Source organism: Vibrio iocasae, from assembly GCF_042245395.1.
Taxonomy (GTDB): domain Bacteria; phylum Pseudomonadota; class Gammaproteobacteria; order Enterobacterales; family Vibrionaceae; genus Vibrio; species Vibrio iocasae.
Map to the genome: position 1 here is coordinate 2,795,270 of NZ_CP145311.1, position 24,010 is coordinate 2,819,279.

A 24,010-nucleotide genomic window follows, 5' to 3' on the forward strand; every position below is an offset into this window, starting at 1 on the left:
AGAAAGGTATCAATAAATGAATAGAGTGTTTGGTTGGGCTCTTCTGCTGTTATTAGCAGGTTGTCAGACGACCCAACAAGATAGTGTCACAGCTGATGAGACTAACAAACCTTCGTCAGTTGAGGAAACTACGGCTGATAACTCAAAGCCGAATGGAGAAACACTCGTTTCATCTTCGGGTAGTGACAGTTCTGCAAATGCTTCAGAGCTACCCAAAGCCACTCCATGGAATCAGGAAGATCTCTGGAACAGAATCGGTATGCAACTGAACCTACCGGTTCCCGATCATAAGAAAGTTGAGAAATACAGAAACTGGTACATTCAACATCCTAATCACCTTAAAGCCGTCTCTCAACGAGCAGAACCTTTCCTCTACCTGATTGTTGAAGAGATTGAGAACCGTCACCTTCCTCTAGAGCTTGCGCTTCTTCCTATCGTAGAAAGTTCCTTTGACCCTTTTGCCTACTCACACGGTAGTGCTGCTGGTCTGTGGCAGTTCGTTCCTGGTACTGGTCGTATGTATGGATTGGATCAAACCTATTGGTACGACGGACGTCGTGATGTTAAAGCTGCAACCAGCGCGGCTTTAGATTACCTTGAATCTCTGAACAAACGTTTTGAGGGTAACTGGAACCATGCAATCGCTGCTTATAACAGTGGCGGAGGCCGAGTTTCAAGAGCCATCAGAAAAAATGTAAATGCCGGAAAACCTACTGATTTTTTCTCACTCGATTTACCAAAAGAGACCAGTGGATATGTTCCTAAACTGCTCGCTATTGCTGATATCGTAGCAAACCAAGAGAAGTACGCAGTTCAAATCCCTGCCATTGCAAACAAACCCGTAGTTAAGCAAGTTGACCCAGGTGAGCAATTGGATATCGCGGTTGCCGCGGCATACGCTGGTATGAAGGTCGGTGATCTTCAGAAACTAAACCCAGCTTATAACCAATGGGCAACCCCACCAGAGGGCCCTCACTACTTCCTGCTTCCCCTTGAACGTACTGAGCAGTTCACTGCAAAAGCAAAAGAGAACAAAGGTAAAGGCGTACGTGTCGTTCGTTATAAAGTGAAATCTGGTGACTCTCTGAGCGTGATTGCCCGTAAACACAACACCACCAGCGACAGTATTCGTGTAGCAAACGACCTGAAGGGGAGTTTTATACGCGCAGGACAACACCTAATGATTCCTGTATCCAGTCAGGGTGATGATGCTTACGTATTTAGCGCACAAAACCGCCTGCAAAAAACTCAGTCGGTTGCTCGTGGCAAGCATAAAGTGACTCATACGGTGGCGAAAGGCGATAGCTTATGGACGATAGCCCGTAAGCACAAAGTTTCTCACCAGTCTCTGGCGAAATGGAATGGTATGGGTCCAAGAGACACCCTGCGTATAGGGCAGAAACTTGTCATTTGGAAAGACAGCAGTGACGGAGCAATCATCCGTACTGTTCATTACAAAGTTCGTAACGGTGATACTTTGAGTGGTATCGCTAGTAAATTCCGTGTAAAAACCGCTGATATCCTTAAATGGAATAACCTGAATAAGAACAAATATATCAAACCAGGTCAGCAAATTAAGCTTTATGTCGATGTAACTAAGGTAAGTGTATGATTGTCCCTTCACGCAACCCTCTAATAATGCTGCTTGATATCTTTCGAGCACCAATGTCCGCATTTTCTGCGATTTATCAACATGGTATGTGGGGTTGGTTCGTATATCTTATCCTTGCGCTAAGTCCTTTTGCTTTCTGGGGTGCTTACTTTGATATCGTTGATTTCGAGTGGCTGAAAGCCAACCTGACACAACAGCTAGCAATAGTCGCTCCGGATCAAATTGAGTTGCTTGATAGCGATACGCTAATGGCAAGTGAAATTCTGGGAGACATTTTTAACCGTACGGTTGTGATTGCACTTCTGGCATTCTGGTTTTTACTTGCGACTAAACCTAGCCAATACTCTTTTGGTTACTGGAGATGGCTTGCAGCAAGCTCTATAGTGATGTTTCCGGCTGTTTTAGGTGATTTTGCCAGCTATGTCAGCCTTTTGGTCAACCACGGTCAAGTAATGTCATACGCAGCGGATCTGAACAGCCTGAATGGTTTATTAAAACTGCCAATGACAAGTGATTGGTCAGCGTTTGCCAGCTCTTTCCCACTTCTGCTGCCATGGTATATCGTACTTAGCTATTCTGCGATTGGAGCCTGGACAGAGTTTAATAAAAAACAGGCTCTGAAAATTGCTGCACTACCATGGATCAGTTTCTATCTGTTTTGGGGACTGTCTATCGCTCTATTCTAGAGAAAGTGCGCTTCCTTCGGTCCTGAAGCGGACCAAAATAGGGTTGTGATCAGAGGCGTCCGTAATGGGCGCCTCTGCGTTTATAAGTGTCAGGTTCTTATAAAACACATGATCCAGCGGTAGGCCTGTTATAAAGGTTTTCCTATTGTCTGGTTCCATTTTCACCTCTGACAACTGCAACTCTCTAGTTATTCTTTTAAGTGCTTCTAAGCGATTGTCACTCCATGTATTAAAATCACCAGCAAGAATGAGTGGTCCCTGATGTTGTTGAACAGCCTCTTGTAGCACTTCAAGCTGATGGGCATAGGTTTCCGTACCTATGGTGAAGTTAATCGCATGAACGTTAATCACAGCAAGTTCTTGGCCATTTTCAAGGGGGTATCGTGTATACAACGCAGATTTAGGCAGTCTTAGTAGTGGTTCTTTTTCAATATAAGCACAAGCTTTTAGGGGCAAACTGGAAGATAAACTGACCACACCCGCGCTCGTATCAAATGCATCAAATGCGCGAACCAGATTACTATCCCAGTCTCTTGATGTAATCCACTGTTTCAACTCATTATTAAGGCTCGCTTCCTGCAGCAGCAAAAGCTGAGAACCAGCTGAATATGTCGAGAGTTGGCTCATAGCCGTTTCGCGATTCTGCTTATAGATATTCCAGACCAATATGTTGATCTCGCCCCTTTTATCCAACACCTTAGCTTCAGGGTTAACATAACACTTCTTAGTTTCACTCCACCCTGTTCTATCCTGAACCAACAGCGAAGCTTGATTCGGTATATCAAATACAAAATAAAACGCAGAGATCACGACTAGGATCGAGAGGGCTGACAGAGAAAGTATTGTTGCAAGACGTTTTTTCATATTGTAAAACACTGAAACGAAAAAGCCCGGAGAGTCCGGGCTTAAAAATAATAGGCTAAAGAAAAAGCAGACTTATATTGCGTCTTCGTCTTCTTCACCGGTACGAATTCGGACAATGCGCTCGACCTCAGTAACGAAAATCTTACCGTCACCAATTTTGCCTGTTTGAGCGGTCTCGATAATAGTATCTATGCACTGATCGACAACATCCTGAGCCACAACAATTTCCAGCTTCACTTTAGGCAAGAAATCAACCATATACTCTGCACCACGGTAAAGTTCAGTATGACCTTTCTGACGGCCAAACCCTTTTACTTCAGATACTGTCATACCCGTGATACCAACCTCAGCCAGAGCTTCACGGACATCATCAAGCTTGAACGGCTTAATTATAGCTTCAATTTTTTTCATCTTAATCCCTTAAATTACAGCTTATCGCAGTATTATTGCTGAAATCAGTGAAATAGCAAACGTTCCAACCCTGCTTTTTAAACATCCTTCAAAACTAAAAGATGAAACCTAACGCAATGGCTAAGCTTCATCTAGCTTCAATAACTTTTGAAACTATTCAGTCTTTGACTTATTTCATGCTCGAATAGTAAGCAGCAACGTTTTCGATATCCTGGTCACTCAGCATTGACGCCTGAGGTTGCATGACAACAGCAAGGCCACCATTTCTCTCTTTCGCTTTATAAGCTTTCAGTGATGAAATAATGTATTTTTCATTCTGTCCTTTCAGGTTTGGGTAGCCATCAATAACTGCTACACCGTCAACCCCGTGACAAGCAGCACATATCATTGATTTTGCTTTACCTGCTTCAATATCACCTGCGGCTAACGCTGAACCACTTAGCATCAACAAACCTATCATTGCTCCAGTTTTTAAAATTTTCATTGCTTATCTTCCTTTTTGCTTCTATTTGTTTTGATCAGGAGTCTTAACTCCTTGATTCATTTTGTTCCATACTAATTCACAATCTTGACCACTAAAAGCTTTATCTGCGAATAATCCGACCACAGCAGCAACTCTGTCATCAACCATCAAAATAGGTATACGTCGTCTGAGCCAACTTGGAACACCGTACTCCTGAAATAATTTCTTCAGGCTTCTACTGTGACCTCGATCTATAGGGTGAGCAGACAGACCTTCCGGGTTAAATGTAACCCACAGTTCTTCATTTTCCCTTGGTAATCTAAGGCAGTTATCGCTATCTGAACGCTTTAATTCAAGCGAGCCTAAGCTATCGGGTAGCTCAATTTGCTCGTCAATCTTGATCTTTTTCTTCCATTGGGAAACATCTGCGTGACTTTCCACCATATAGAGTCGGTCTTTATATCGACGAATCTCTCCAGAGGTATAGTTCAGCTTAGGATTCGCATCCGCTTTTGATAGCGCTACTTCAGTCCAAATTTTCCCCAGTTGCTTTTGACTCGGCATAAGCCAGCCATTCTGAGCAAGCCATAATCTAAGCAGGTGATTTCTTGCAAGCTCGCTCTGTGCACTCAACGCAGACACGGAAATACTTTGATCTTCGGAGACCATCCCCTGAAGTTTATCTGCAAGTAACTCTTCTAGTAACAACTCTTGTTGTGCACATAAGTCAGCGCTTCTGGAAATGGCGCTCTCTATATGAGGCCAGCGCTCATTCAATAAAGGAGTGATGTTGTTACGTAAGAAATTCCTATCAAACTTATCATCCTGATTACTTTCATCTTCAACCCAGTCAAGATTACTTTTTTTCGCATAACGAACAATCTCATCTCGGGAGATTCTGAGTAACGGTCTGACTATCTTCCCCAATCCGAAAGATGTCTGCTCAGGCATTGACGAGAGACCCTTAGGACCACTACCGCGCTTGAGAGCCAACAGGAAAGTCTCTGTTTGGTCAGACAGATGCTGACCAGTTAACAGAGTATCACCGTGATTAATATGTTTACTGAGGGCCTGGTATCGCTTATCTCGTGCTTCTTGCTCAATACTGACCTGGCTCCCCAGGTTCAATCGGACCTGCTCTACAGCAAGTGGTATACCCACTTCTGCACACCACATCTCACACTTGGATACCCACTCCTCAGCGTTTGGACTCAGCCCATGATGTATATGAACCGCGCAATAACGATTATTAGGATTTTTTTGTTTGTAGGCTCCCAGAAGCTCAAGCATCACTCGCGAATCTACCCCGCCACTTAAGGCCAACACTATGGTGTTACCTTTCTGGTGGGTGGCATTAATAACTTTAGAAAAAGCAGAGAAAAGCAAAATTACCTCATTAAAAAAGCGAGTCAAAAGACTCGCTCAATTCTATATGATCACTGTGTTATTAACAGTAGCCTGTTAGCAATAACCGTAATCCATCAGACGCTGGTATCGACGTTCTAGCAGAGTTTCATTATCAAGAACTGACAGCGCTTCTAACTGCATAGTCAGAACTTCTTTCATGTTCTGAGCCATCTGGATAGGATCGCGATGCGCACCGCCTAGAGGTTCTTCCACAATCTCATCAATCAAGCCAAGTTCTTTCAAGCGCGGAGCAACAAGGCCCATTGCTTCTGCGGCCTGAGGTGCTTTGTCTGAATCACGCCATAGAATAGAAGCACAACCTTCTGGAGAAATTACTGAGTAAGTTGAGTACTGAAGCATGTTCACGAAATCACCAACACCAATAGCCAGCGCACCGCCTGAACCACCTTCACCTACAACGTTACAGATAACCGGTACACTCAGACCAGCCATTACTTTAAGGTTCTTAGCGATAGCTTCCGACTGACCGCGCTCCTCAGCACCAACACCAGGATACGCACCCGCTGTATCGATAAAGGTGATGATTGGCATTTTAAAACGTTCTGCAGTTTCCATTAGACGAAGTGCCTTGCGATAACCTTCTGGCTTAGGCATACCAAAGTTACGTATTACTTTCTCTTTCGTTTCACGTCCTTTCTGGTGGCCGATAATCATTACCGGACGACCATTTAGTCGAGCCATGCCACCAACGATAGCTTTGTCATCTGCGTATGCACGATCACCAGCCATTTCTTCAAATTCAGTAAATACGTGCTCGATGTAGTCCAGTGTATATGGACGTTGTGGATGACGAGCTAACTGAGCTACCTGCCAGGCACCCAGGTCACTAAAAATCTTTTTCTTTAGTTCAAGACTTTTGTCTTCAAGCTGGCGAATTTCTTTATCTAGATCGACAGAAGCATCGCCACCATGACGAGAAACATCTCTTAGCGCTTCGATTTTTGCTTCTAGTTCAGCGATAGGCTTTTCAAATTCTAAAAAGTTTAAGCTCATCTATGAATCCTTAGTTATTCAGTTGCTCAACCACTGCTTCGTTCACAGCAACTGGATTTTAGTTAAATTCGAGTTCTACCTGGCCTTTCCCAAGTAGCTGTTTTAAATCATCTAGCAGTGCATCATTCGGCGTTACTCGCCATTCTGCACCAAGCGCAATTCGTGCTCGTGCATCCGGACGTTGGTAATATACATTAACGGGCACTGTTCCGGCTCTGTGTGGCTCGATAATTGAACTAAAACGTTCAAAAAACTGCTCATCTATTTGCGACTGCTCTATCGAAATAGATAAACCTCTCGCAAATTTCTCTCGAGCCTCACCAATATCTAATACTTCGCGGGCCGACATTTTAAGCCCACCGTTGAAGTCATCAAAGCTGACCTGTCCAGAAATGACCAAAATTTTATCTTTTTCCAGCAATTCTGCGTATTTATCCAGCGCATCTGAGAACAACATTACTTCCATTCTGCCTGAACGGTCATCCAGAGTCATTAATCCGATGCGCGTACCTCGCTTAGTGGTCATCACTCTGGCAGCGATAACCAAACCAGCGACCGTTACGGATTGATCTCGCCTTGTTGGAGTTGCATCTTTTAATCGACAACTGGTGTACTTATTTAGTTCCTTTAGATAAGCATTAATTGGGTGCCCTGTCAGATAAAGGCCCAGAGTTTCTCGTTCACCTTCCAGCCATACCTTTTCAGGCCACTCTGGCACCTGCGCATACTTCTGCTCGACTTCATCGGGAGCTTCGGTGAGAACACCAAACATATCCGCCTGCCCAAACGCTTCGGCCTGGTGGTGCTGCCCTGCGGCTTTTACTGCATCATCCAATGATGCCATCATAGCCGCACGATGAGGTCCCAATCGATCAAGAGCACCTGCTTGTATCAGTTTTTCGATAACTCTTTTGTTAACTTTTTTCAGATCAATTCGCGCACAGAAATCAAACAAGTCCTTGAAGTAACCATCTTTATTACGCGCTTCAATGATAATTTCTATCGGGCCTTCACCAACCCCTTTAATGGCTCCGATGCCATAAACGACAGCTCCAGTCTCATCAACATTAAAACGATATAAGCCTGAGTTGATATCTGGCGGAAGTACCTTAAGTCCCATACGGATACATTCATCGACCAATCCGACTACTTTTTCGGTGTTATCCATATCCGCAGTCATTACCGCAGCCATGAACTCGGCCGGATAGTGCGTTTTTAGCCACAAGGTTTGGTAGGAAACTAACGCATAGGCAGCAGAGTGGGATTTGTTAAAGCCATAACCTGCAAACTTTTCTACCAGATCGAAGATCTTCATAGCAAGTTCGCCGTCGACACCATTCTTTATTGAGCCTTCCTCAAAAACAGCACGCTGTTTAGCCATCTCTTCAGGCTTTTTCTTACCCATTGCACGACGAAGCATATCTGCTCCACCAAGGGTATAGCCAGCCAGAATCTGTGCTATCTGCATCACCTGCTCCTGATACAGGATAATGCCGTAGGTTGGGTCTAACGTCTCTTTCAGAGATTCATGTTGCCAGGTTTCATCCGGATAAGAGATTGCCTCTCTACCGTGCTTACGGTCGATAAAGTTATCTACCATCCCCGACTGAAGAGGCCCCGGACGGAACAAAGCCACCAGCGCGATGATATCTTCAAAACAGTCAGGCTGAAGTCGTTTAATCAGCTCTTTCATACCACGTGATTCCAACTGGAATACCGCTGTAGTTTCAGAGTTTTGCAATACATTGAACGATGCAGCATCATCCAGTGGGATTGATTCTATACGAACCGGATCCAGCCCTTCTTTAGCCAATCTAGGATTAATCAACCCAAGAGCCCAGTCGATGATGGTTAAGGTCCTTAGACCAAGGAAGTCAAATTTAACCAGACCAGCCGTTTCTACATCGTTTTTATCAAACTGAGTAACTGGAAAGTTACCTTCTGCATCACAATAAATCGGTGCAAAGTCAGTAATTGTGGTCGGTGAAATAACAACACCACCAGCGTGCTTACCTGCGTTTCGGGTTACACCTTCCAGCACCCGACACATATCGATGAGCTCTTTTACTTCTTCATCAGCTTCATAGATCTCTGGTAGCTGCGGCTCTGCTTTAAATGCTTTTTCCAGAGTCATGCCTGGATCAGGCGGAACAAGCTTAGATATTCTGTCTACAAACCCATAAGGATGCCCTAGGACCCTGCCGACATCTCGGATTACCGCCTTTGCAGCCATGGTACCGAAGGTGATGATCTGAGATACCGCATCTCGGCCGTACATTTCAGCCACGTGGTCAATGACCTGATCTCGTTTATCCATGCAAAAATCGACATCGAAATCGGGCATGGAGACACGTTCAGGGTTCAGGAATCGTTCGAACAGCAGGTCATATTCCAAAGGATCCAGATCGGTAATTTTCAGAGCGTATGCAACCAAGGAACCCGCACCAGATCCTCGTCCCGGACCAACGGGCACATCGTTATCTTTGGACCACTGAATGAACTCCATTACGATAAGGAAGTAACCCGGGAATCCCATATTATTGATTACTTCAAGTTCTATCTTAAGTCGTTCATCATACTCCGGACGACGTTCCAAGCGCTCTTTCTCATCAGGGAAAAGGAACTCCAGTCGCTCTTCCAAGCCTTCTTCGGATTTCTTTATCAGGAACTCTGTCTCTTCCATCCCTTCTGTCGGGAATGCCGGAAGAAAATACTCACCAAGGCGAACGGTGACATTGCATCGCTTGGCAATTTCTACACTGTTTTCTAAAGCTTCTGGAATGTCAGAAAACAGCTCGCACATCTCTTCTTCGCTACGAAGGTATTGCTGAGGACTGTAATTTTTAGGTCTTCGAGGGTCTTCCAGGGTATAACCGTCATGGATAGCAACTCGAATTTCATGAGCATCAAACTGTTCTTCAGAAAGGAACACCACGTCATTTGTAGCAACGACTGGTAACTCAGCTTTTTCCGCTAACTCTAGCGCAAAATGCAGATAACTCTCTTCATCGGCACGACCGGTTCGGGTTAATTCAAGATAAAAGCGATCAGCAAAGTGCTCCTGATAAAAAGCCACACACTTATCAACCAAAGGCTGATTGCCCTTGAGCAAAGCCTTTCCTATTTCTCCACTTTTTCCACCCGACAAAATAATGATGCCTTCGCTATGCTTAGCTAGCCACTCTTTGTCTATGACAGGTTGATGCTGAACATGCCCTCTCAGGTAGGCTTCGGAAATAAGGAGGGTAAGATTGTTATAACCCTTGTTGTCGGCTGCGAGCACCGTCACTTTTGTCAGCTCTTCGCCAAAGTCGTCCGACTGTAGGGTAAAGTCTGCACCGATAATCGGCTTAACACCCGATCCATGAGCGGTGTTGTAGAACTTAACCAATCCGCACAGGTTGGTAAAATCAGTCAGAGCCATCGCTGGCATCCCTAGCTCAGCGACTTTTTTTACCAAAGGAGGCACTTTAGACAAGCCATCTACCATGGAAAAGTCGCTGTGAACACGCAGGTGTATAAATTTAGGATCTGACATTCGTATTAAACTCAGTTAAATATATTTACTCTAAACCCAAAGCCTTCTTAACAGGCTTAAAGCTTTTTCGATGTTCTTCAATAACACCGTGTTTCTCAATAGCCTCAAAATGGGCTTTAGTAGGGTATCCCTTGTGCTTTGCAAAGCCAAATTCAGGGTGTCTGGAATCCAGCTCGTCCATCTCCTGATCTCGAACCACTTTAGCAATAATAGACGCAGCACTGATTTGTGCGACTCTCAAGTCTCCCTTAACAACAGCTTCTCCAGCCATAGGAAGTTCAGGAATCCGATTTCCGTCGATAAGTACATAATCAGGCTGTACCTGAAGCCCTTCAACCGCTCTTTGCATCGCCAACATCGTTGCATGCAAAATATTCAGTTCATCGATTTCAGTTGGAGAACATCGACCTACAGACCAGGCCAGTGCTTTTTCTTTTATCTCCGGAAAAAGAGCCAGTCTTTTCTTCTCTGATAATTTCTTAGAGTCGGTCAGGCCTTCTATCGGGTTTTTCGGATCAAGTATCACTGCTGCGGTAACTACATCACCCACCAAAGGTCCTCTGCCAACTTCATCGACACCCGCAAAAAGCTGGAAACCTTGCGGGTACTCAAATGGTGGCAACTCCTTGGCGGGTTTATTTTTAGAAGAAGTTGTTGTTTTAGTCATCATACTTTCCGATTAACTTCAGGACGGCTTCAGCCGCTTGTTTATCCGCTCCCTTACGTAGCCAATGATGCATTTCGATAAACTTATTCATCATAGTACTGGAATCACTGTTCAGAAGACGCTCTGCTTCTGCAAACAGGTTATCAGAGTGGCACTCCTTGAGCAGATACTCTTTAACAATTTCTTTTTCCGCCAGAATATTTGGCAAGGATACGAACTGGGTTTTGACTAACCTTTTAGCGATAAATGCGGTAATAGGGTTAACGTTGTAAGCAACTACCATAGGACGCTTAATCAGCATGCATTCAAGAGCAACGGTACCAGATGCCAGCATGACAGCGTCGGATGCTTTAATCACGTCACCCGCAGTACCATTAACCAAAACAAAATTGACTTCAGGAGCGGTTGCTTTCCACGCCTCTTCAAATTGGGCGCGTCTCTTTTCGTTGACCAGTGCTACAACAAAACCGATATCTGGATATTTGGCATTAAGCTTTTGACAGGTTTCGATAAATGGTTGAGCCAGCATTTTTAGCTCAGCACCTCGGCTACCAGGCAGTACGGCTAACCACTTTTTGTCTTGTTCAAGATTAAGCTTTTCTCTTGCCTGTGACTTGTCACTCTCCAATGGAATTGCATCCGCAAGGGTGTGACCAATAAACTCACAAGGCACATCAAATTTATCGCAAAACGTTTTTTCAAAAGGCAGAAAAGCAAGAACTAAGTTTGTTGCTTCTTTTATCTTGAAGATACGCTTTTGGCGCCACGCCCAAACCGATGGGCATACATAGTGCACAGTCTTGATACCCGCCTGCTTAAGGTCTTTCTCAACCCGCAGGTTAAAATCAGGCGCATCTATACCAATAAACACATCTGGTGGATTCTCTTTGAAATGCCTGACTAATTCAACCTTCACTTTCAGTAGTCTGGGTAAGCGGCCTAGAACTTCTACGATCCCCATAACTGCCAGCTCTTCCATATCAAAAAGAGACTCACAGCCCTGAGCTATCATCTTAGGTCCGCCAATACCTGTAAACTCTGCATCTGGATAGATTGCTTTAATCTCTTTAATCAGGCCTTCACCAAGCGTATCCCCGGAGAGTTCTCCGGCAATAATGCCTATGCGTATTGGTTTTCCCATGCAGGGTCCTTGTGTCGAATAGAAATAAAAATTTGTCGTCAAAGAATACAAAAAGACCGCTACCTAAATTAGGCAGCGATCTTTTTAGAACTGAGTCATAAAAGGACTAGCGGATAATACCACGTTCGCTTCTTTCCAGCATTTCACTAAAGCGGGATACAGCCGGGCACTCTTTCGCCATCTCTTCCAATACAGGCTTCACTTCTTCTAGAGTATTTCCTGAACGATAGATCTCTTTATAAGCGCGGCGCAAGATCCGAAGCTCAGGCTTTTCAAAGCCATTACGCTGCAAACCAACAAGGTTAAGTCCAAACGGTTTAGCATGGTTACCTTGCGCCAGAACATACGGCAAGACGTCCTGTACTACAGCCGAGCAACCACCAATGTAAGCATACGCGCCCACTTCACAGAATGGGTGAATAGCAGACAATGCCATGATACCAGCGTAGTCACCTACCGTAACGTGTCCACCCAGAATCGCGTTGTTACCAATGTGTGTACCATTGCCAACAATACAATCGTGAGCAACATGGGCGTTAACACATAACAGGTTGTCATCTCCGACAACCGTCTGGTGTTTATCCTGTGTAGTACCGCGATGAATCTGCACACTCTCACGAATGACATTTCGATCACCGATAATTACACGAGTATCTTCACCACCGTATTTCTTGTCCTGATTCTCTTCACCAATAATAGCGAATGGGAAAATGCGGTTTTCTTTACCTATTACCGTGTTGCCTTTGATTACTACATGAGACATCACTTCGGTGTCATCACCGATTTGTACACCGTTGGTAATATAAGTAAACGGACCAACTGTTACGTTAGCGCCAATAACAGCACCTTCTTCTACCACCGCAGCAGGGTGGATTTGAGCTGTTTCATGAATCATATTACATCTCTCGACGAGCACATTTTAGCTCAGCAGTACATACTACCTCGCCATCTACTTTAGCAACGCCATTAAACAAAGCGATGCCGCGACGCTCTTTAACAAGTTCAACTTCCAGAACCAACTGGTCACCCGGAACTACTGGTTTACGGAACTTAGCGTTATCCACACCAGCAAACAGGTATAGCTCATTTTCTGCTGGAGCACCAAAACTTGAAAAGCCTAGTAGACCCGTAGCCTGTGCCATCGCTTCTAGAATCATTACACCAGGGAATATTGGAAGTCGCGGAAAGTGGCCAGTAAACTGAGGTTCGTTAACCGAAATGTTTTTAAGAGCGATTAGGTATTTACCCTCTTCATAATCTGTCACTCGGTCAATCAGCAAAAATGGATAGCGATGTGGAAGCAATTCCTTGATTTTAGTGATATCCATTGTTTTGTTTTCAGTAGTCAAAGCCATATTCCTATAAATTCTTCAATTCAATTGTTGGGGATTATAGTCGAAAAAGGCCCGCAATTTGCAGACCTTTGATAAAAAAATACATGTAGGCAGGGATTTTATCTGCACAAGTGCCTTAAGATTCGAATTTTTTCTCGACTTCTTTAAGCCTTTTATTCATTTCATCAATGCGATGAACTCTTGTCGCAGTTTTTCGCCACTCTTTGTTTGGCTGCAATGGAATACCTGAGGAGTACATGCCTTTTTCAGGGATGCTTCTCATCACCATACCCATACCAGTGATAGTAACACCATCAGCAATTTCAATATGACCATTGATTACACATGCGCCACCAATAATGCAGTACTTGCCTATCGTCGTACTACCCGCAACTACTGTACCACCGGCCATCGCTGTACCATATCCGATGTGTACGTTGTGAGCAATCTGAAGCTGGTTATCAAGAATCACGTTATCTTCAATAACGGTATCATCTAAAGCACCACGGTCGATAGTAGTACAAGCGCCAATTTCGACTCGGTTACCAATGCGAACCGTCCCAACTTGAGGTATTTTAACCCACTCGCCTTTTTCATTCGCGTAGCCAAAACCATCAGCACCAATCACAGTATTAGACTGAACAAGACACGCACTGCCTATCTCGACGTCGTGATAAACCGAAACATTAGCCCAAAGCTTGGTATCAGCACCAATTTTCGCTTTTTTGCCGATGAAACAGCCAGCACCGACTGAAACATTGTCACCAAGTACCACTCCCGCTTCGATTGTAGCGTTCGCACCTACAGATACGTTTTTTCCAAATACGACATCATCTGCAATGACAGCTGATTCAGCGATTCCGCTTGCTGGTTCAGGTGTTGTATCCAATCTTTGTGCTACTTTAGCGTAGGCCACGTATGGATCATCAACAACGAGAACATTAGTCTGACAAAGCTCAGCTTCGGTTTCTTTAACCATAATTGCAGAAGCCTTACATTCACCTAAGTGCTTCTTGTACTTGGTGTTCGATAGGAAGGTGATATCACCATCACCCGCTTTGTCCATTGGAGAAACTTGTGAAATAAGTACTGAGTCATCACCCAGTACTTTTCCGCCTGTAATTGTCGCCAGTTCAGCGAGAGTGACTTTACTCATAGTGCCTACTTAAGTTCCGCTAGTACTTTTTCTGTCAGGTTAAGCTCTGGTTTTGCATATTGTAGAGACTGAGCGTCCATCACCATGTCAAAACCTTCTTTCTCAGCGACTTCTTTAACAGCAGCCTGAATCAGCTTAAGCATCTCACCCTGTGCACGGAACTCCAACGCCTTAACTTTCTTGTTGTAGTCGTTCTGCTTTACTTTGCCTTCTACTTTAAGCTGTTCAATTTCGATACGCAGCTTCTGCACACCATCATCACCCAACAACGCGCCATCACGTTCAATTTTTTGTTGCTTGGTCTGAATAGAGGCACCGAGTTTATCCAGCTCTGCACGCTCATCTTTCAGCTCATCCTGAAGCTTTGAGATAATCGCTTCTTTTTGCGGCATTTTCTGAAGGATGTAACCAGTACCGATATAACCTATCTTCTGCGCAGCTTCAGCCGCATTTGCAAAAAAAGATGAAGTTAGTACTACCAGGCTAAGCCCAGCCGCTTTAATTACTTTATTCAAAATAGTTTCCTTTTAGAACGTTCTGCCGATAGTAAAGGTGAAGAACTCTTCATCATCACCTTCATATTTCTTAATTGGTTTAGCAACAGAGAATACCAATGGTCCCATTGGAGACATCCATTGCAGCGCTGCACCATAAGATGAGCGGTAGTTTGACGGGTCTGAGTAGTCGTAATAGTACTTGTTACCATAGGCAACATTGTCGTCAGATAAGTAGTCAAACTCAGTATCCCAAACACTCGCCATATCATAGAAAACACTGGTTCGAATCTGGTTTCTCGCTTCATCTGAAGCAAATGGTGTAGGAACGATAAGCTCAACACTTGCCAAAGCGATTGCGTTACCACCGACAGAGTCGTCAGTAACTACGTAGTTCGGGTTGTTTCCCTTACCTTCGTTGTAAACAGCTTTAGGACCAGCAGTGTTTGAACTGAAACCACGCAGAGTAGTGAAGCCACCCGCAAAGTAGTTTTCATAGAATGGGAACAGGTTATCGTTGCCATCCGTTTGACCGTAGCCGTTACCATAACCTAGGCGTCCTCTTAACAACACAGTAAATTCATGTTTCTTTGTTAGAGGGATATATTGTCTGACATCATACTGGGTTTTGAAGTATGGAACGTCAGAGCCAGGTGTGGTCATTGTATAAAATGCTTTCTGGTAGTTACCCGCTGTTGGGAAATAACCACGGTTTAGGTTATTTCGGGTCCAGCTTAGTGTTACATCAAAATCGTTAACTTCTAAATCACCACTGTCATTCACATTAGAAGCCTGCGCTTGAAGGAACTTTTCAATCTGCACGTAGGAGTCTAGGTTGGAAATCTTGTTGTGTGTGTAACCAAAACCAATTTCGAAATAGTTCAGTTCATCAAATGGGAAACCCCAGGTTAACTTCGCACCATAACTTTGGTTGGTATAGTCAACAATACCCGCTTCGGATGCTTCAAACTCGTTGTAGAAAACCTTACCGCCTAAACTAACACCATCAAGGTTCCAGTATGGGTCGCGATATTCTAAACTCACGTTTTTCTGATAATCATTCATCATGGCACTGATACCAACACGATCACCCGAACCACCGAAGTTATCCTGTTGAAGACCAACCTGGAAGCTCATACCAGATTCTGTACCGTAACCTACACCGAAGTTAATACTACCCGAGTTCGCTTCATTAACCTTGTATACAAGATCGACTTGATCATCAGTACCCGGAACGCGAACCGTTTGCACATCCACCTTATCGAAGAAACCTAAACGGTTAAGACGTGTCTTACCAGTTTCAATGGATTTCGAGTTCAGCCAGCTGCCTTCCATTTGACGCATTTCGCGACGAAGAACTTCATCCTTCGTTACGGTATTACCTGTGAATCGAATATCTCGTACGTAGATACGGTTACCCGCTTCAACGTGGATGTTCAGTACCACTTCCTGTTTTTCATCATCAAACTCAGGCACTGTAGTTACTTGAGGGTAAGCATATCCAGCCTCACCCAGTTCACGTTTAACATTCTCTTCCAGACTAGTAACGAGTGAACCGTTGTAAATATCACCATCGTTAAACGGAACCATCTCTTCAAAGACCGCTTTCTTCCCTATCAGCTCGCCTTTAAAATCAACACCTTTGACTGTGTATGGTTTGCCTTCGTCGAGATCCAGAGTGATATATACACCCTTTTTATCCGGCGATATTGCTACCTGTGTCGAATCAACCTTAAATTTCAGATAACCCTGATTTAGATAAAATGATTTTAGAGCTTCAATATCCGCAGCTAAAACCTGCTTCTGATATTTGTTGTCAGCTAAGAAGTTCCACCAGGCAATATCTACATTTAGGTTAAAACGAGACAGAAGTTCATCATCTTCAAAAACTTCATTCCCGATGAAGTTAATTTGCTGAATCTTGGCTGAGACACCTTCAGTAAACACAAACTTCAGATCGGAACGGTTACGAGGAAGAGGGGTAACGACAGCTTTAACAGAGGCGTTATATTTACCTACGCTGTAGTAAAAGTCTTCCAGGCCTTTTTCGATTTGGCTCAAGGTTGTTCGATCCAACGCTTCACCAACACGAATACCAGAAGCATCTAGATTCTGCTGAAGTTGTTCTTCTTTAATCGCACTGTTGCCAGAAAAAGAGATACTTGCAATGGTCGGGCGCTCTAGCACCTGTACAACAAGAACACCATCATCTCTGAGCACTTTCACATCTTCATAGTTGCCTGATGCATATAGCGCATTGATGATATCCGACACACCTTTAGAGTCTAATGTGTCACCTATTCGGACAGGCATCTTCAACAGCGCGGCACCGAGTGCAACACGCTGTAAGCCTTCTACTCTGATATCCTGAACAACAAACTCTTCGGCACTTTGCACCGTTGTGCTAACCGCTATAAGAGACGTGAGCAGTATTCGCTTAATAGCCATACTTATTGTGATTATTCCTTACTACATTACCTTGATATCAAACTGTGATATTACAGGCGCATAAAGTCGTTAAAAATTGCAACTGCCATTAGAGAAAATATGATAGCTCCTCCAATTCGGAACCCTACTTCCTGAACCTTCTCAGGCACTGGCCTGCGAATAATGGCCTCTATTGCATAAAACAGCAAATGACCACCGTCTAAAATAGGCAACGGCATCAAATTAATAATTCCTAGATTGACACTAATCAAAGCCAAAAAGCCCAGGAAGTAGACTAGACCATAGTCTGCTGTCGCTCCTGCGCCCTTAGCGATGGAAATTGGCCCACTAAGATTTTCAATTCCAACATGGCCGACGATAAGTTTTTTCAACATGGTAAATGTCAGCTCTATTACCTGACCTGTTTTCTCAACAGCTTTACCAATCGCCTCTACTACGCCATATTTTATTTCAATTTTATATTCTTCAGGCCATTCACCGATTTTAGGTGCAACGCCTGCAAATCCTATTGTACGGTCTCCTGAAACTACTTTGGCTTCCGGAACCATAATAAGTTCCATTCTCTCACCTAAGCGGTCAATAATTACCCGAATTTCTTTATTCGGTGAGCTCTGAATCGTCTCAACCACCTGACGCCATTCGTTGAGCTTTTCACCATTAAACTCAACTAATGTGTCACCAGCGGCTATACCCGCCTTATCCGCTGCGCCACCTTCTGTAACCTGGCTGATCGTATTAAAGACTTCCGGACGGTATGGTTGAAAGCCCAACGTACTCATCACAGATTCAGTTTCAGGATCAAATTTCCAGTCACGAGTATCGAGTATTCTTTGCTCTTCGATTCCAACGCCACCAGCAGGTGTCACCGTCAATGTAATCTGCTCATCGCCAATATGACCAACCAGGCCCATATTGACTGATTCCCAATCTCGGGTTCGATTGCCAGATACGGACGTAATCTGCATTCCTGGTTGTATATCTGCCTGGGCTACAATTGAATTTGGTGTCACTTCACCAATAACAGGTTTAACTGCGGGCACACCAATAAGAAAAATTAGCCAGTAAGCAAAGATAGCGAACAAGAAGTTAAAAACAGGGCCTGCAGCGACAACTGCAGTGCGTTGCCAAAGAGGCTTTCTGTCAAAAGCGAACGGTTTATCTTCCTCTGATAGATCGTCGATACGCCCGTCAAGCATCTTAACGAACCCACCAAGAGGTATCATAGAGATAGTATATTCAGTTCCATCTTTGCCGATTTTACGCCAAATTGAGCGACCAAAACCGATGGAGAAATTCTCAACTCTTACACCACATTTTCTGGCAACCCAAAAATGTCCAAACTCGTGGACTGCCACAAGGATACCCAGTGCAACTATAAAGCTGACTGCATTCCACAAAAATCCTGTCATGATAACCGTGCTCTAACGACTTCTTCCGCTGTAAGTCTTGCCATTCTATCCACCTCAACCAAGCTTTCCAAGCAATCTTCGTTCAGTTGATGTATACCTGAGCATGCTTTCTCAAGCACCATTTCATTGACAACAGCGATATCGGTAAAGTTCAGACCTTTATTTAAAAAGGCGTCTACCGCGACTTCATTAGCCGCGTTTATAGATGTCGTTGCGTGCTGCCCTTGATAGCAAGCCTCTATTGCTAGCTTGAGGCATGGGTATCTCTGATAATCTGGTTGAATGAAAGTCAGCTCACCCACTTTGGTAAAGTCCAGATGACTCACACCCGCTGAAATACGCTCAGGGTAAGACATCGTTAGTGCAATAGGGGTACACATATCTGGCTCACCCATTTGAGCCAAAACAGAACCATCTTTGTACTGAACCATAGAGTGGATAACCGATTGGGGATGAATGATTACTTCAAGTTGCTCTTTACTGCAGTTGAACAGCCACTTGGCCTCGATATACTCTAAACCTTTGTTCATCATGGTCGCTGAATCAACCGAGATTTTCGGCCCCATAGACCAATTTGGGTGAGCAATCGCCTGCTCCGGTGTAACTGAAGTCAGTTCTTTTACATCGGTGTATCGGAAAGGGCCACCAGAACCTGTGAGAAGTATCTTATCGATACCGTTGGCAGCCAGTTCACAGTGTCCAAGGTTAGTTTGTACAGATTCAGGCAGGCACTGGAAAATAGCATTGTGCTCACTATCAACAGGTAGCAACTCTGCACCATACTTCTCAACAGCATCGATAAAAAGCTTTCCAGACATGACCAAAGCTTCTTTGTTTGCAAGCAAGACGCGCTTTCCAGCTTTCACCGCCGCCATTGTTGGAACTAGACCTGCGGCACCTACAATTGCCGCCATCACAGAATCCACTTCTTCCAGAGAAGCCAACTCGCACATTCCATCGATACCAGAAACGACCTCAGTATTAACGTTCAGCTTCTTCAGCTCAGCCCGTAACTCATTGGCCGCTTTTTTATCAAACATCGCTGCGTACTTAGGGCGCCATGTAAGACAAAGTTCAACCATTTTTCTTACATTGCTTCCTGCTGCTAAAGCAGTAACCTCAAACTGTTCCGGATTTTCTGAAATCACTTTAAGGGTACTGGTTCCTATAGAGCCAGTCGCACCTAGTATCGTCAATCTATGCATCTAAAATTCTAGTTTCTGCCAATGAGTGGATAAGTAGAGTACTCAAGCAAGCCTAAGAAAACTTCATGGCCTGTTTAAAGTGTGAAATAAAGCAGCGTAAAGACAGGGAATGCCGCTGTTAAGCTATCTATTCGGTCAAGCATCCCCCCATGGCCTGGGATAATGTTGCTACTATCTTTAATCCCTGAGACTCGTTTGAACATGCTCTCGACCAGATCACCCAGCACTGATATTACAACTGTAATCGCCATTGTAATCATCATAGCACCTGTACCAGAGAAAGAGAGTTCAAAGAAATGATTTGCACCCCAGCCAACCAGGAATGCAGTAATAATGCCGCCAATTAAGCCTTCAATGGTTTTATTAGGGCTCACTTTTGGCGCCATTTTGTGCTTACCAAAGCTCTTACCCGCAAAATAGGCACCACTATCAGCAGCCCAAACAATCAGGCAGACAAACATAACCAGTTTGGCACCGTAGTACGGGTTTGCGTGGACATCCTGCGCTCTTAAAAGTACAACACTCCAGAAAAAAGGAATGAGTGTCAGCATGCCAAAGATCTGGCGCGACATTTTCGAGCCTTCCCAGGTTATCGTAGAACGAGGGTACGTAATAGTTAACGCACTGGCGAGGATCCACCAGATAGAGGCAAGGACCAGCATAAACAGGTGCTCTGTGGTCACTATGTTCATGCTCATCACATCAGAAGGAATAACAATATAGCTAGCAGCAAATGCTAGTAGAGTTGGGATCATTGCCAGGTAGCGAGACTTGCTGCCTATAAACTGCCCCCACTCCCAAAAACCAATAATAGTAACTGCCGCCAAAGCTAGAATAAAAAAGGGAAGCGACAGTTCAAAAATGGCTAGTACCGCTAAAGGAGCTAGAATTAATGCGGTAATGATTCTTTGTTTCAAGTGATTTACCTTAGTTTGTTATCAGCGCTTTAATCTGCTCACCAGTACAGCCAAAACGTCTTTCTCGATTAATAAACCATGATACAGCCTCAGACAGGCTATTCTCATCAAAATCTGGCCAGTACTCGGGCATAAAATAAATTTCCGCATAGGCCAGTTGCCAAAGCATAAAGTTACTAATACGACATTCGCCACTGGTACGAATCAAAAGATCCACTTCAGGTAAATCTGACATAGTCAGGTTGTCACCAATTAGTCCTTCTGAGATATCATCCAGATCAATCTCGTTCTGTTTCACCTTGCGAGCAATATTTTTTGTTGCTTCGGTGATGTCCCATTTACCACCATAGTTGGCAGCAACATTAACAACCATGCCAGTATTGGCAGCAGTAAGTGTTTCCACTTCTGCAATTTTTTTCTGTAAACGCTCACTAAATCCGCGCTTATCTCCAATAACTCTCAATTGAAGGTTATTTTTATGCAGGCTTTTAGCTTCCTTGGATAACGCATTAATGAAGAGATCCATTAGTAAATTGACTTCTTCAACCGGACGTTTCCAGTTTTCACTACTAAATGCAAACAGAGTGATTGCTTTGATACCCAGTTTAGCCGCGCTAGATATGGTTTTTCTAACCGCCTTAGCACCTGCACGATGTCCAAACACTCGAGGCTTCCCTTTAGATTTAGCCCAACGGCCATTTCCATCCATAATGATGGCGATATGTTTAGGGAACTGCTCAGATGTTACTTGTGTTTCAGACATATAGGTATTCGGTGAGTTTAATAAGTTGAGGATAATAACACGAAAAAAACGCTGCACAGTAAGTACAGCATTTTTCTGTGATTAAGGATAATCGAGCCGAGTTAAACTTCCATCAACTCTTTTTCTTTTGCTGCTAAAGTTTCGTCAACTTTTTTGATTGCAGCATCCGTGATTTTTTGAATCTCGTCTTGTGCTTTACGATCTTCATCTTCTGAAATTTCTTTCTCTTTCAGAAGCCCTTTAAGATCGCTGTTCGCATCACGACGAATGTTACGAATTGCTACACGACCACCTTCAGCTTCACCACGTACGATCTTAACTAGATCTTTACGACGTTCTTCTGTTAGTGGTGGTAGAGGAACACGAATCACTGTACCTGCTGACATTGGGTTCAAACCAAGGTCAGACATCATGATTGCTTTTTCTACCTTTTGAGTAAGTTCTTTGTCAAACACAGTGATAGCTAAAGTACGCGCGTCTTCTGCAACAACGTTAGCAACCTGATTAAGAGGAGTCGCTGCACCGTAGTACTCAACTGAGATACCAGATAACAAGCTTGGGTGCGCACGGCCAGTACGAACTTTAGTCAGGTTGTTTTTTAGCGCTTCTACGCTTTTTTCCATGCGCTCTTCAGCGTCTAGTTTGATTTCATCAATCACGTTTTCACCTTAATTTTAATTTTCGGCAAGCCCGTTATTCAGCACTTTCGCTAATCAAAGTACCTTCGGTCTCACCCATCACCACGCGACGTAATGCGCCTGGCTTATTCATATTGAATACGCGGATAGGCATTTTGTGGTCTCGAGCCAGTGTAAATGCCGCTAGATCCATTACTTTCAGTTCTTTTTCAAGAACAGCACTATAAGATAGCTTATCATACAGCTCTGCATCCGGGTTTGCTACCGGATCAGCCGTAAATACACCATCAACTTTAGTGGCTTTGAGCACTACGTCAGCTTCAATCTCAATTCCGCGCAAACATGCAGCAGAATCAGTAGTAAAGAATGGGTTACCTGTGCCCGCAGAGAAAATCACAACACGGCCCTGACGAAGCTGAGAAATAGCGTCAGCCCAGTTGTAATCGTCACATACACCGTTTAGTGGAATTGCAGACATAACACGAGCATTGACATAAGCACGGTGCAGAGCATCACGCATTGCAAGACCGTTCATCACGGTTGCAAGCATACCCATATGGTCGCCTACTACGCGGTTCATACCAGCTTCAGCCAGACCAGCGCCACGAAACAAGTTACCACCACCAATAACAAGACCTACCTGAACTCCCAGTTCTACCAGTTCTTTTACTTCCTGAGCCATACGGTCAAGAACCGTAGGGTCGATACCAAAGCCCTCTTCTCCCTGAAGAGCCTCACCACTTAGTTTTAGCAGAATACGTTGATACGCAGGTTTTGGGTTTGTTGTCATGGAGTATACCTTCCAAACGTTGTCGATTAACATTGATGGATTAAAGCTAGCAGCCTAACTTCAATTCATCACTACTAATCACTGTTTGCGAGCAATTAATCACTAACTGATAATTACTAACTAATAATTGTGTAACCTAATTAAATATTTTTCAAAAAAAACCGCAGCTTCATCAGCTACGGTTTTTTGTAAGCGATAACTCTAAGGATTAACCTTTCTGAGCCGCTGCCACTTCTTCTGCGAAGCTCATTTCTTCTTTCTTCTCAATACCTTCACCTACTTCTAGGCGAACGAAAGTAGTAACAGAAGCGCCACGCTCTTTAAGAATTTCACCAACAGATTTCTTAGGTTCCATTACGAAAGCCTGACCAGTCAGAGAGATTTCGCCAGTGAATTTCTTCATACGGCCGATAACCATCTTCTCTGCGATTTCAGCTGGCTTGCCTTCGTTCATAGCAATCTCAACCTGAACAGCTTTCTCTTTTTCTACTACGTCAGCTGGTACGTCTTCTGGGTTAACGTACTCTGGACGAGAAGCAGCAACGTGCATTGCAACGTGCTTAAGAGTTTCTGCATCGCCTTCACCAGCAACAACAACACCGATTTTCTCACCGTGACGGTAAGAAGCAATAGCAGCACCTTCAACGTACTGTACGCGACGGATGTTGATGTTTTCACCGATCTTAGCAACAAGAGCAACACGCTCTTCTTCGAATTTAGCTACTAGCTCTTCAACAGAAGCTTTAGAAGCTAGAGCGTCAGCAGCAACTTTTTCAGCAAATGCAGTAAAGTTACCGTCTTTAGCAACGAAGTCAGTCTGGCAGTTTACTTCAAGAAGTACAGCAACGCCGTCAGCTTCTTTGATGATGATTGCACCTTCAGCAGCTACGTTACCTGCTTTCTTAGCAGCTTTAGCAGCACCTGATTTACGCATGTTTTCAATTGCTAGTTCGATGTCGCCGTCAGTTTCAACAAGCGCTTTTTTACATTCCATCATGCCTGCGCCAGTGCGGTCGCGCAGTTCTTTTACTAGAGCAGCAGTAACAGCCATTC

At 44.1% G+C, this 24,010-nt stretch carries 22 protein-coding genes; 2 read left to right on the forward strand and 20 right to left on the reverse strand.

Features of this window, described 5'->3' with window-relative positions; genetic code table 11:
• Positions 1-16 precede the first annotated feature (16 nt).
• Positions 17-1,612 carry a LysM peptidoglycan-binding domain-containing protein gene (locus tag SNR28_RS22620; protein WP_375751071.1) on the forward strand — a complete coding sequence of 532 codons (1,596 nt, stop codon included), beginning with the start codon at positions 17-19 and terminating at the stop codon, positions 1,610-1,612.
• Positions 1,612-2,298: a YIP1 family protein gene (locus SNR28_RS22625; RefSeq protein ID WP_375754148.1), complete on the forward strand. Its 687-nt coding sequence runs from the start codon at positions 1,612-1,614 to the stop codon at positions 2,296-2,298. The genes SNR28_RS22620 and SNR28_RS22625 overlap by 1 nt, the downstream gene beginning before the upstream one ends.
• On the opposite strand, the gene SNR28_RS22630 is transcribed toward SNR28_RS22625, so the two are convergent.
• From SNR28_RS22630 to tsf, 20 genes are all read right to left on the reverse strand, one after another.
• Entirely contained in the window at positions 2,290-3,162 is an 873-nt protein-coding gene (locus tag SNR28_RS22630; protein ID WP_375751073.1) for an endonuclease/exonuclease/phosphatase family protein, read from the reverse strand. The two genes, SNR28_RS22625 and SNR28_RS22630, sit on opposite strands and share 9 nt — an antisense overlap.
• 72 nt (positions 3,163-3,234) lie before the next feature.
• Positions 3,235-3,573: a nitrogen regulatory protein P-II gene (gene glnB, locus SNR28_RS22635; protein WP_375751074.1), complete on the reverse strand. Its 339-nt coding sequence runs from the start codon at positions 3,571-3,573 to the stop codon at positions 3,235-3,237.
• Positions 3,574-3,742: 169 nt separating this feature from the next.
• The gene (locus tag SNR28_RS22640) at positions 3,743-4,057 is read right to left on the reverse strand and encodes a c-type cytochrome (protein ID WP_375751076.1); all 315 of its coding nucleotides are present in this window, start codon (positions 4,055-4,057) and stop codon (positions 3,743-3,745) included.
• A 21-nt stretch (positions 4,058-4,078) separates the two neighbouring features.
• The gene (gene tilS / locus SNR28_RS22645) at positions 4,079-5,425 is read right to left on the reverse strand and encodes a tRNA lysidine(34) synthetase TilS (RefSeq protein ID WP_375754149.1); all 1,347 of its coding nucleotides are present in this window, start codon (positions 5,423-5,425) and stop codon (positions 4,079-4,081) included.
• Between the two features lie 72 nt (positions 5,426-5,497).
• Positions 5,498-6,457: an acetyl-CoA carboxylase carboxyl transferase subunit alpha gene (gene accA / locus SNR28_RS22650; RefSeq protein WP_375751078.1), complete on the reverse strand. Its 960-nt coding sequence runs from the start codon at positions 6,455-6,457 to the stop codon at positions 5,498-5,500.
• Between the two features lie 58 nt (positions 6,458-6,515).
• Positions 6,516-9,995 (reverse strand): DNA polymerase III subunit alpha, encoded by a 3,480-nt coding sequence (gene dnaE, locus SNR28_RS22655; RefSeq protein ID WP_375751080.1) that lies wholly within the window; start codon positions 9,993-9,995, stop codon positions 6,516-6,518.
• 25 nt (positions 9,996-10,020) lie between these two features.
• A complete protein-coding gene (rnhB, locus tag SNR28_RS22660; RefSeq protein ID WP_375754150.1) occupies positions 10,021-10,662 on the reverse strand; it encodes a ribonuclease HII in 642 nt (213 codons plus the stop codon).
• Entirely contained in the window at positions 10,655-11,803 is a 1,149-nt protein-coding gene (gene lpxB / locus SNR28_RS22665) for a lipid-A-disaccharide synthase (protein ID WP_375751082.1), read from the reverse strand. The genes rnhB and lpxB overlap by 8 nt, the downstream gene beginning before the upstream one ends.
• Positions 11,804-11,909: 106 nt before the next feature.
• Positions 11,910-12,698, reverse strand: a complete 789-nt coding sequence (gene lpxA, locus SNR28_RS22670; protein ID WP_375751083.1) for an acyl-ACP--UDP-N-acetylglucosamine O-acyltransferase — start codon at positions 12,696-12,698, stop codon at positions 11,910-11,912.
• A gap of 1 nt (position 12,699) precedes the next feature.
• Positions 12,700-13,152 carry a 3-hydroxyacyl-ACP dehydratase FabZ gene (fabZ, locus tag SNR28_RS22675; RefSeq protein ID WP_375751084.1) on the reverse strand — a complete coding sequence of 151 codons (453 nt, stop codon included), beginning with the start codon at positions 13,150-13,152 and terminating at the stop codon, positions 12,700-12,702.
• Positions 13,153-13,273: 121 nt separating this feature from the next.
• Positions 13,274-14,293: a UDP-3-O-(3-hydroxymyristoyl)glucosamine N-acyltransferase gene (gene lpxD / locus SNR28_RS22680; protein WP_375751086.1), complete on the reverse strand. Its 1,020-nt coding sequence runs from the start codon at positions 14,291-14,293 to the stop codon at positions 13,274-13,276.
• A gap of 5 nt (positions 14,294-14,298) precedes the next feature.
• The gene (locus SNR28_RS22685; RefSeq protein WP_375751087.1) at positions 14,299-14,808 is read right to left on the reverse strand and encodes an OmpH family outer membrane protein; all 510 of its coding nucleotides are present in this window, start codon (positions 14,806-14,808) and stop codon (positions 14,299-14,301) included.
• A 12-nt stretch (positions 14,809-14,820) separates the two neighbouring features.
• Complete coding sequence (gene bamA, locus SNR28_RS22690) at positions 14,821-17,235, reverse strand: outer membrane protein assembly factor BamA (RefSeq protein ID WP_375751089.1); 2,415 nt, start codon at positions 17,233-17,235, stop codon at positions 14,821-14,823.
• A 50-nt stretch (positions 17,236-17,285) separates the two neighbouring features.
• Positions 17,286-18,644 carry a sigma E protease regulator RseP gene (gene rseP, locus SNR28_RS22695; RefSeq protein WP_375751091.1) on the reverse strand — a complete coding sequence of 453 codons (1,359 nt, stop codon included), beginning with the start codon at positions 18,642-18,644 and terminating at the stop codon, positions 17,286-17,288.
• Complete coding sequence (gene ispC, locus SNR28_RS22700; protein WP_375751092.1) at positions 18,641-19,849, reverse strand: 1-deoxy-D-xylulose-5-phosphate reductoisomerase; 1,209 nt, start codon at positions 19,847-19,849, stop codon at positions 18,641-18,643. Before ispC ends, rseP begins: the two co-directional genes overlap by 4 nt.
• Positions 19,850-19,923: 74 nt before the next feature.
• Entirely contained in the window at positions 19,924-20,766 is an 843-nt protein-coding gene (locus SNR28_RS22705; protein ID WP_375751094.1) for a phosphatidate cytidylyltransferase, read from the reverse strand.
• Between the two features lie 10 nt (positions 20,767-20,776).
• Positions 20,777-21,529: an isoprenyl transferase gene (locus tag SNR28_RS22710; RefSeq protein ID WP_375751096.1), complete on the reverse strand. Its 753-nt coding sequence runs from the start codon at positions 21,527-21,529 to the stop codon at positions 20,777-20,779.
• 101 nt (positions 21,530-21,630) lie between these two features.
• A complete protein-coding gene (gene frr, locus SNR28_RS22715) occupies positions 21,631-22,188 on the reverse strand; it encodes a ribosome recycling factor (protein ID WP_375751097.1) in 558 nt (185 codons plus the stop codon).
• Positions 22,189-22,222: 34 nt separating this feature from the next.
• A complete protein-coding gene (pyrH, locus tag SNR28_RS22720) occupies positions 22,223-22,957 on the reverse strand; it encodes a UMP kinase (RefSeq protein ID WP_375751098.1) in 735 nt (244 codons plus the stop codon).
• A 208-nt stretch (positions 22,958-23,165) separates the two neighbouring features.
• Complete coding sequence (gene tsf / locus SNR28_RS22725) at positions 23,166-24,008, reverse strand: translation elongation factor Ts (protein WP_375751099.1); 843 nt, start codon at positions 24,006-24,008, stop codon at positions 23,166-23,168.
• Positions 24,009-24,010 lie beyond the last annotated feature (2 nt).

What these genes read in the sequence shown, in the direction of transcription:
- bamA (WP_375751089.1), bottom strand. Translation starts at nt 17,235, where the DNA reads ATGGCTATTAAGCGAATACTGCTCACGTCTCTTATAGCGGTTAGCACA.
- tsf (WP_375751099.1), bottom strand. Translation starts at nt 24,008, where the DNA reads ATGGCTGTTACTGCTGCTCTAGTAAAAGAACTGCGCGACCGCACTGGC.
- rnhB (WP_375754150.1), bottom strand. Translation starts at nt 10,662, where the DNA reads ATGACTAAAACAACAACTTCTTCTAAAAATAAACCCGCCAAGGAGTTG.
- SNR28_RS22620 (WP_375751071.1), top strand. Translation starts at nt 17, where the DNA reads ATGAATAGAGTGTTTGGTTGGGCTCTTCTGCTGTTATTAGCAGGTTGT.
- pyrH (WP_375751098.1), bottom strand. Translation starts at nt 22,957, where the DNA reads ATGACAACAAACCCAAAACCTGCGTATCAACGTATTCTGCTAAAACTA.
- lpxA (WP_375751083.1), bottom strand. Translation starts at nt 12,698, where the DNA reads ATGATTCATGAAACAGCTCAAATCCACCCTGCTGCGGTGGTAGAAGAA.
- rseP (WP_375751091.1), bottom strand. Translation starts at nt 18,644, where the DNA reads ATGACAGGATTTTTGTGGAATGCAGTCAGCTTTATAGTTGCACTGGGT.
- glnB (WP_375751074.1), bottom strand. Translation starts at nt 3,573, where the DNA reads ATGAAAAAAATTGAAGCTATAATTAAGCCGTTCAAGCTTGATGATGTC.
- lpxB (WP_375751082.1), bottom strand. Translation starts at nt 11,803, where the DNA reads ATGGGAAAACCAATACGCATAGGCATTATTGCCGGAGAACTCTCCGGG.
- ispC (WP_375751092.1), bottom strand. Translation starts at nt 19,849, where the DNA reads ATGCATAGATTGACGATACTAGGTGCGACTGGCTCTATAGGAACCAGT.
- SNR28_RS22710 (WP_375751096.1), bottom strand. Translation starts at nt 21,529, where the DNA reads ATGTCTGAAACACAAGTAACATCTGAGCAGTTCCCTAAACATATCGCC.
- SNR28_RS22640 (WP_375751076.1), bottom strand. Translation starts at nt 4,057, where the DNA reads ATGAAAATTTTAAAAACTGGAGCAATGATAGGTTTGTTGATGCTAAGT.
- lpxD (WP_375751086.1), bottom strand. Translation starts at nt 14,293, where the DNA reads ATGAGTAAAGTCACTCTCGCTGAACTGGCGACAATTACAGGCGGAAAA.
- SNR28_RS22630 (WP_375751073.1), bottom strand. Translation starts at nt 3,162, where the DNA reads ATGAAAAAACGTCTTGCAACAATACTTTCTCTGTCAGCCCTCTCGATC.
- dnaE (WP_375751080.1), bottom strand. Translation starts at nt 9,995, where the DNA reads ATGTCAGATCCTAAATTTATACACCTGCGTGTTCACAGCGACTTTTCC.
- accA (WP_375751078.1), bottom strand. Translation starts at nt 6,457, where the DNA reads ATGAGCTTAAACTTTTTAGAATTTGAAAAGCCTATCGCTGAACTAGAA.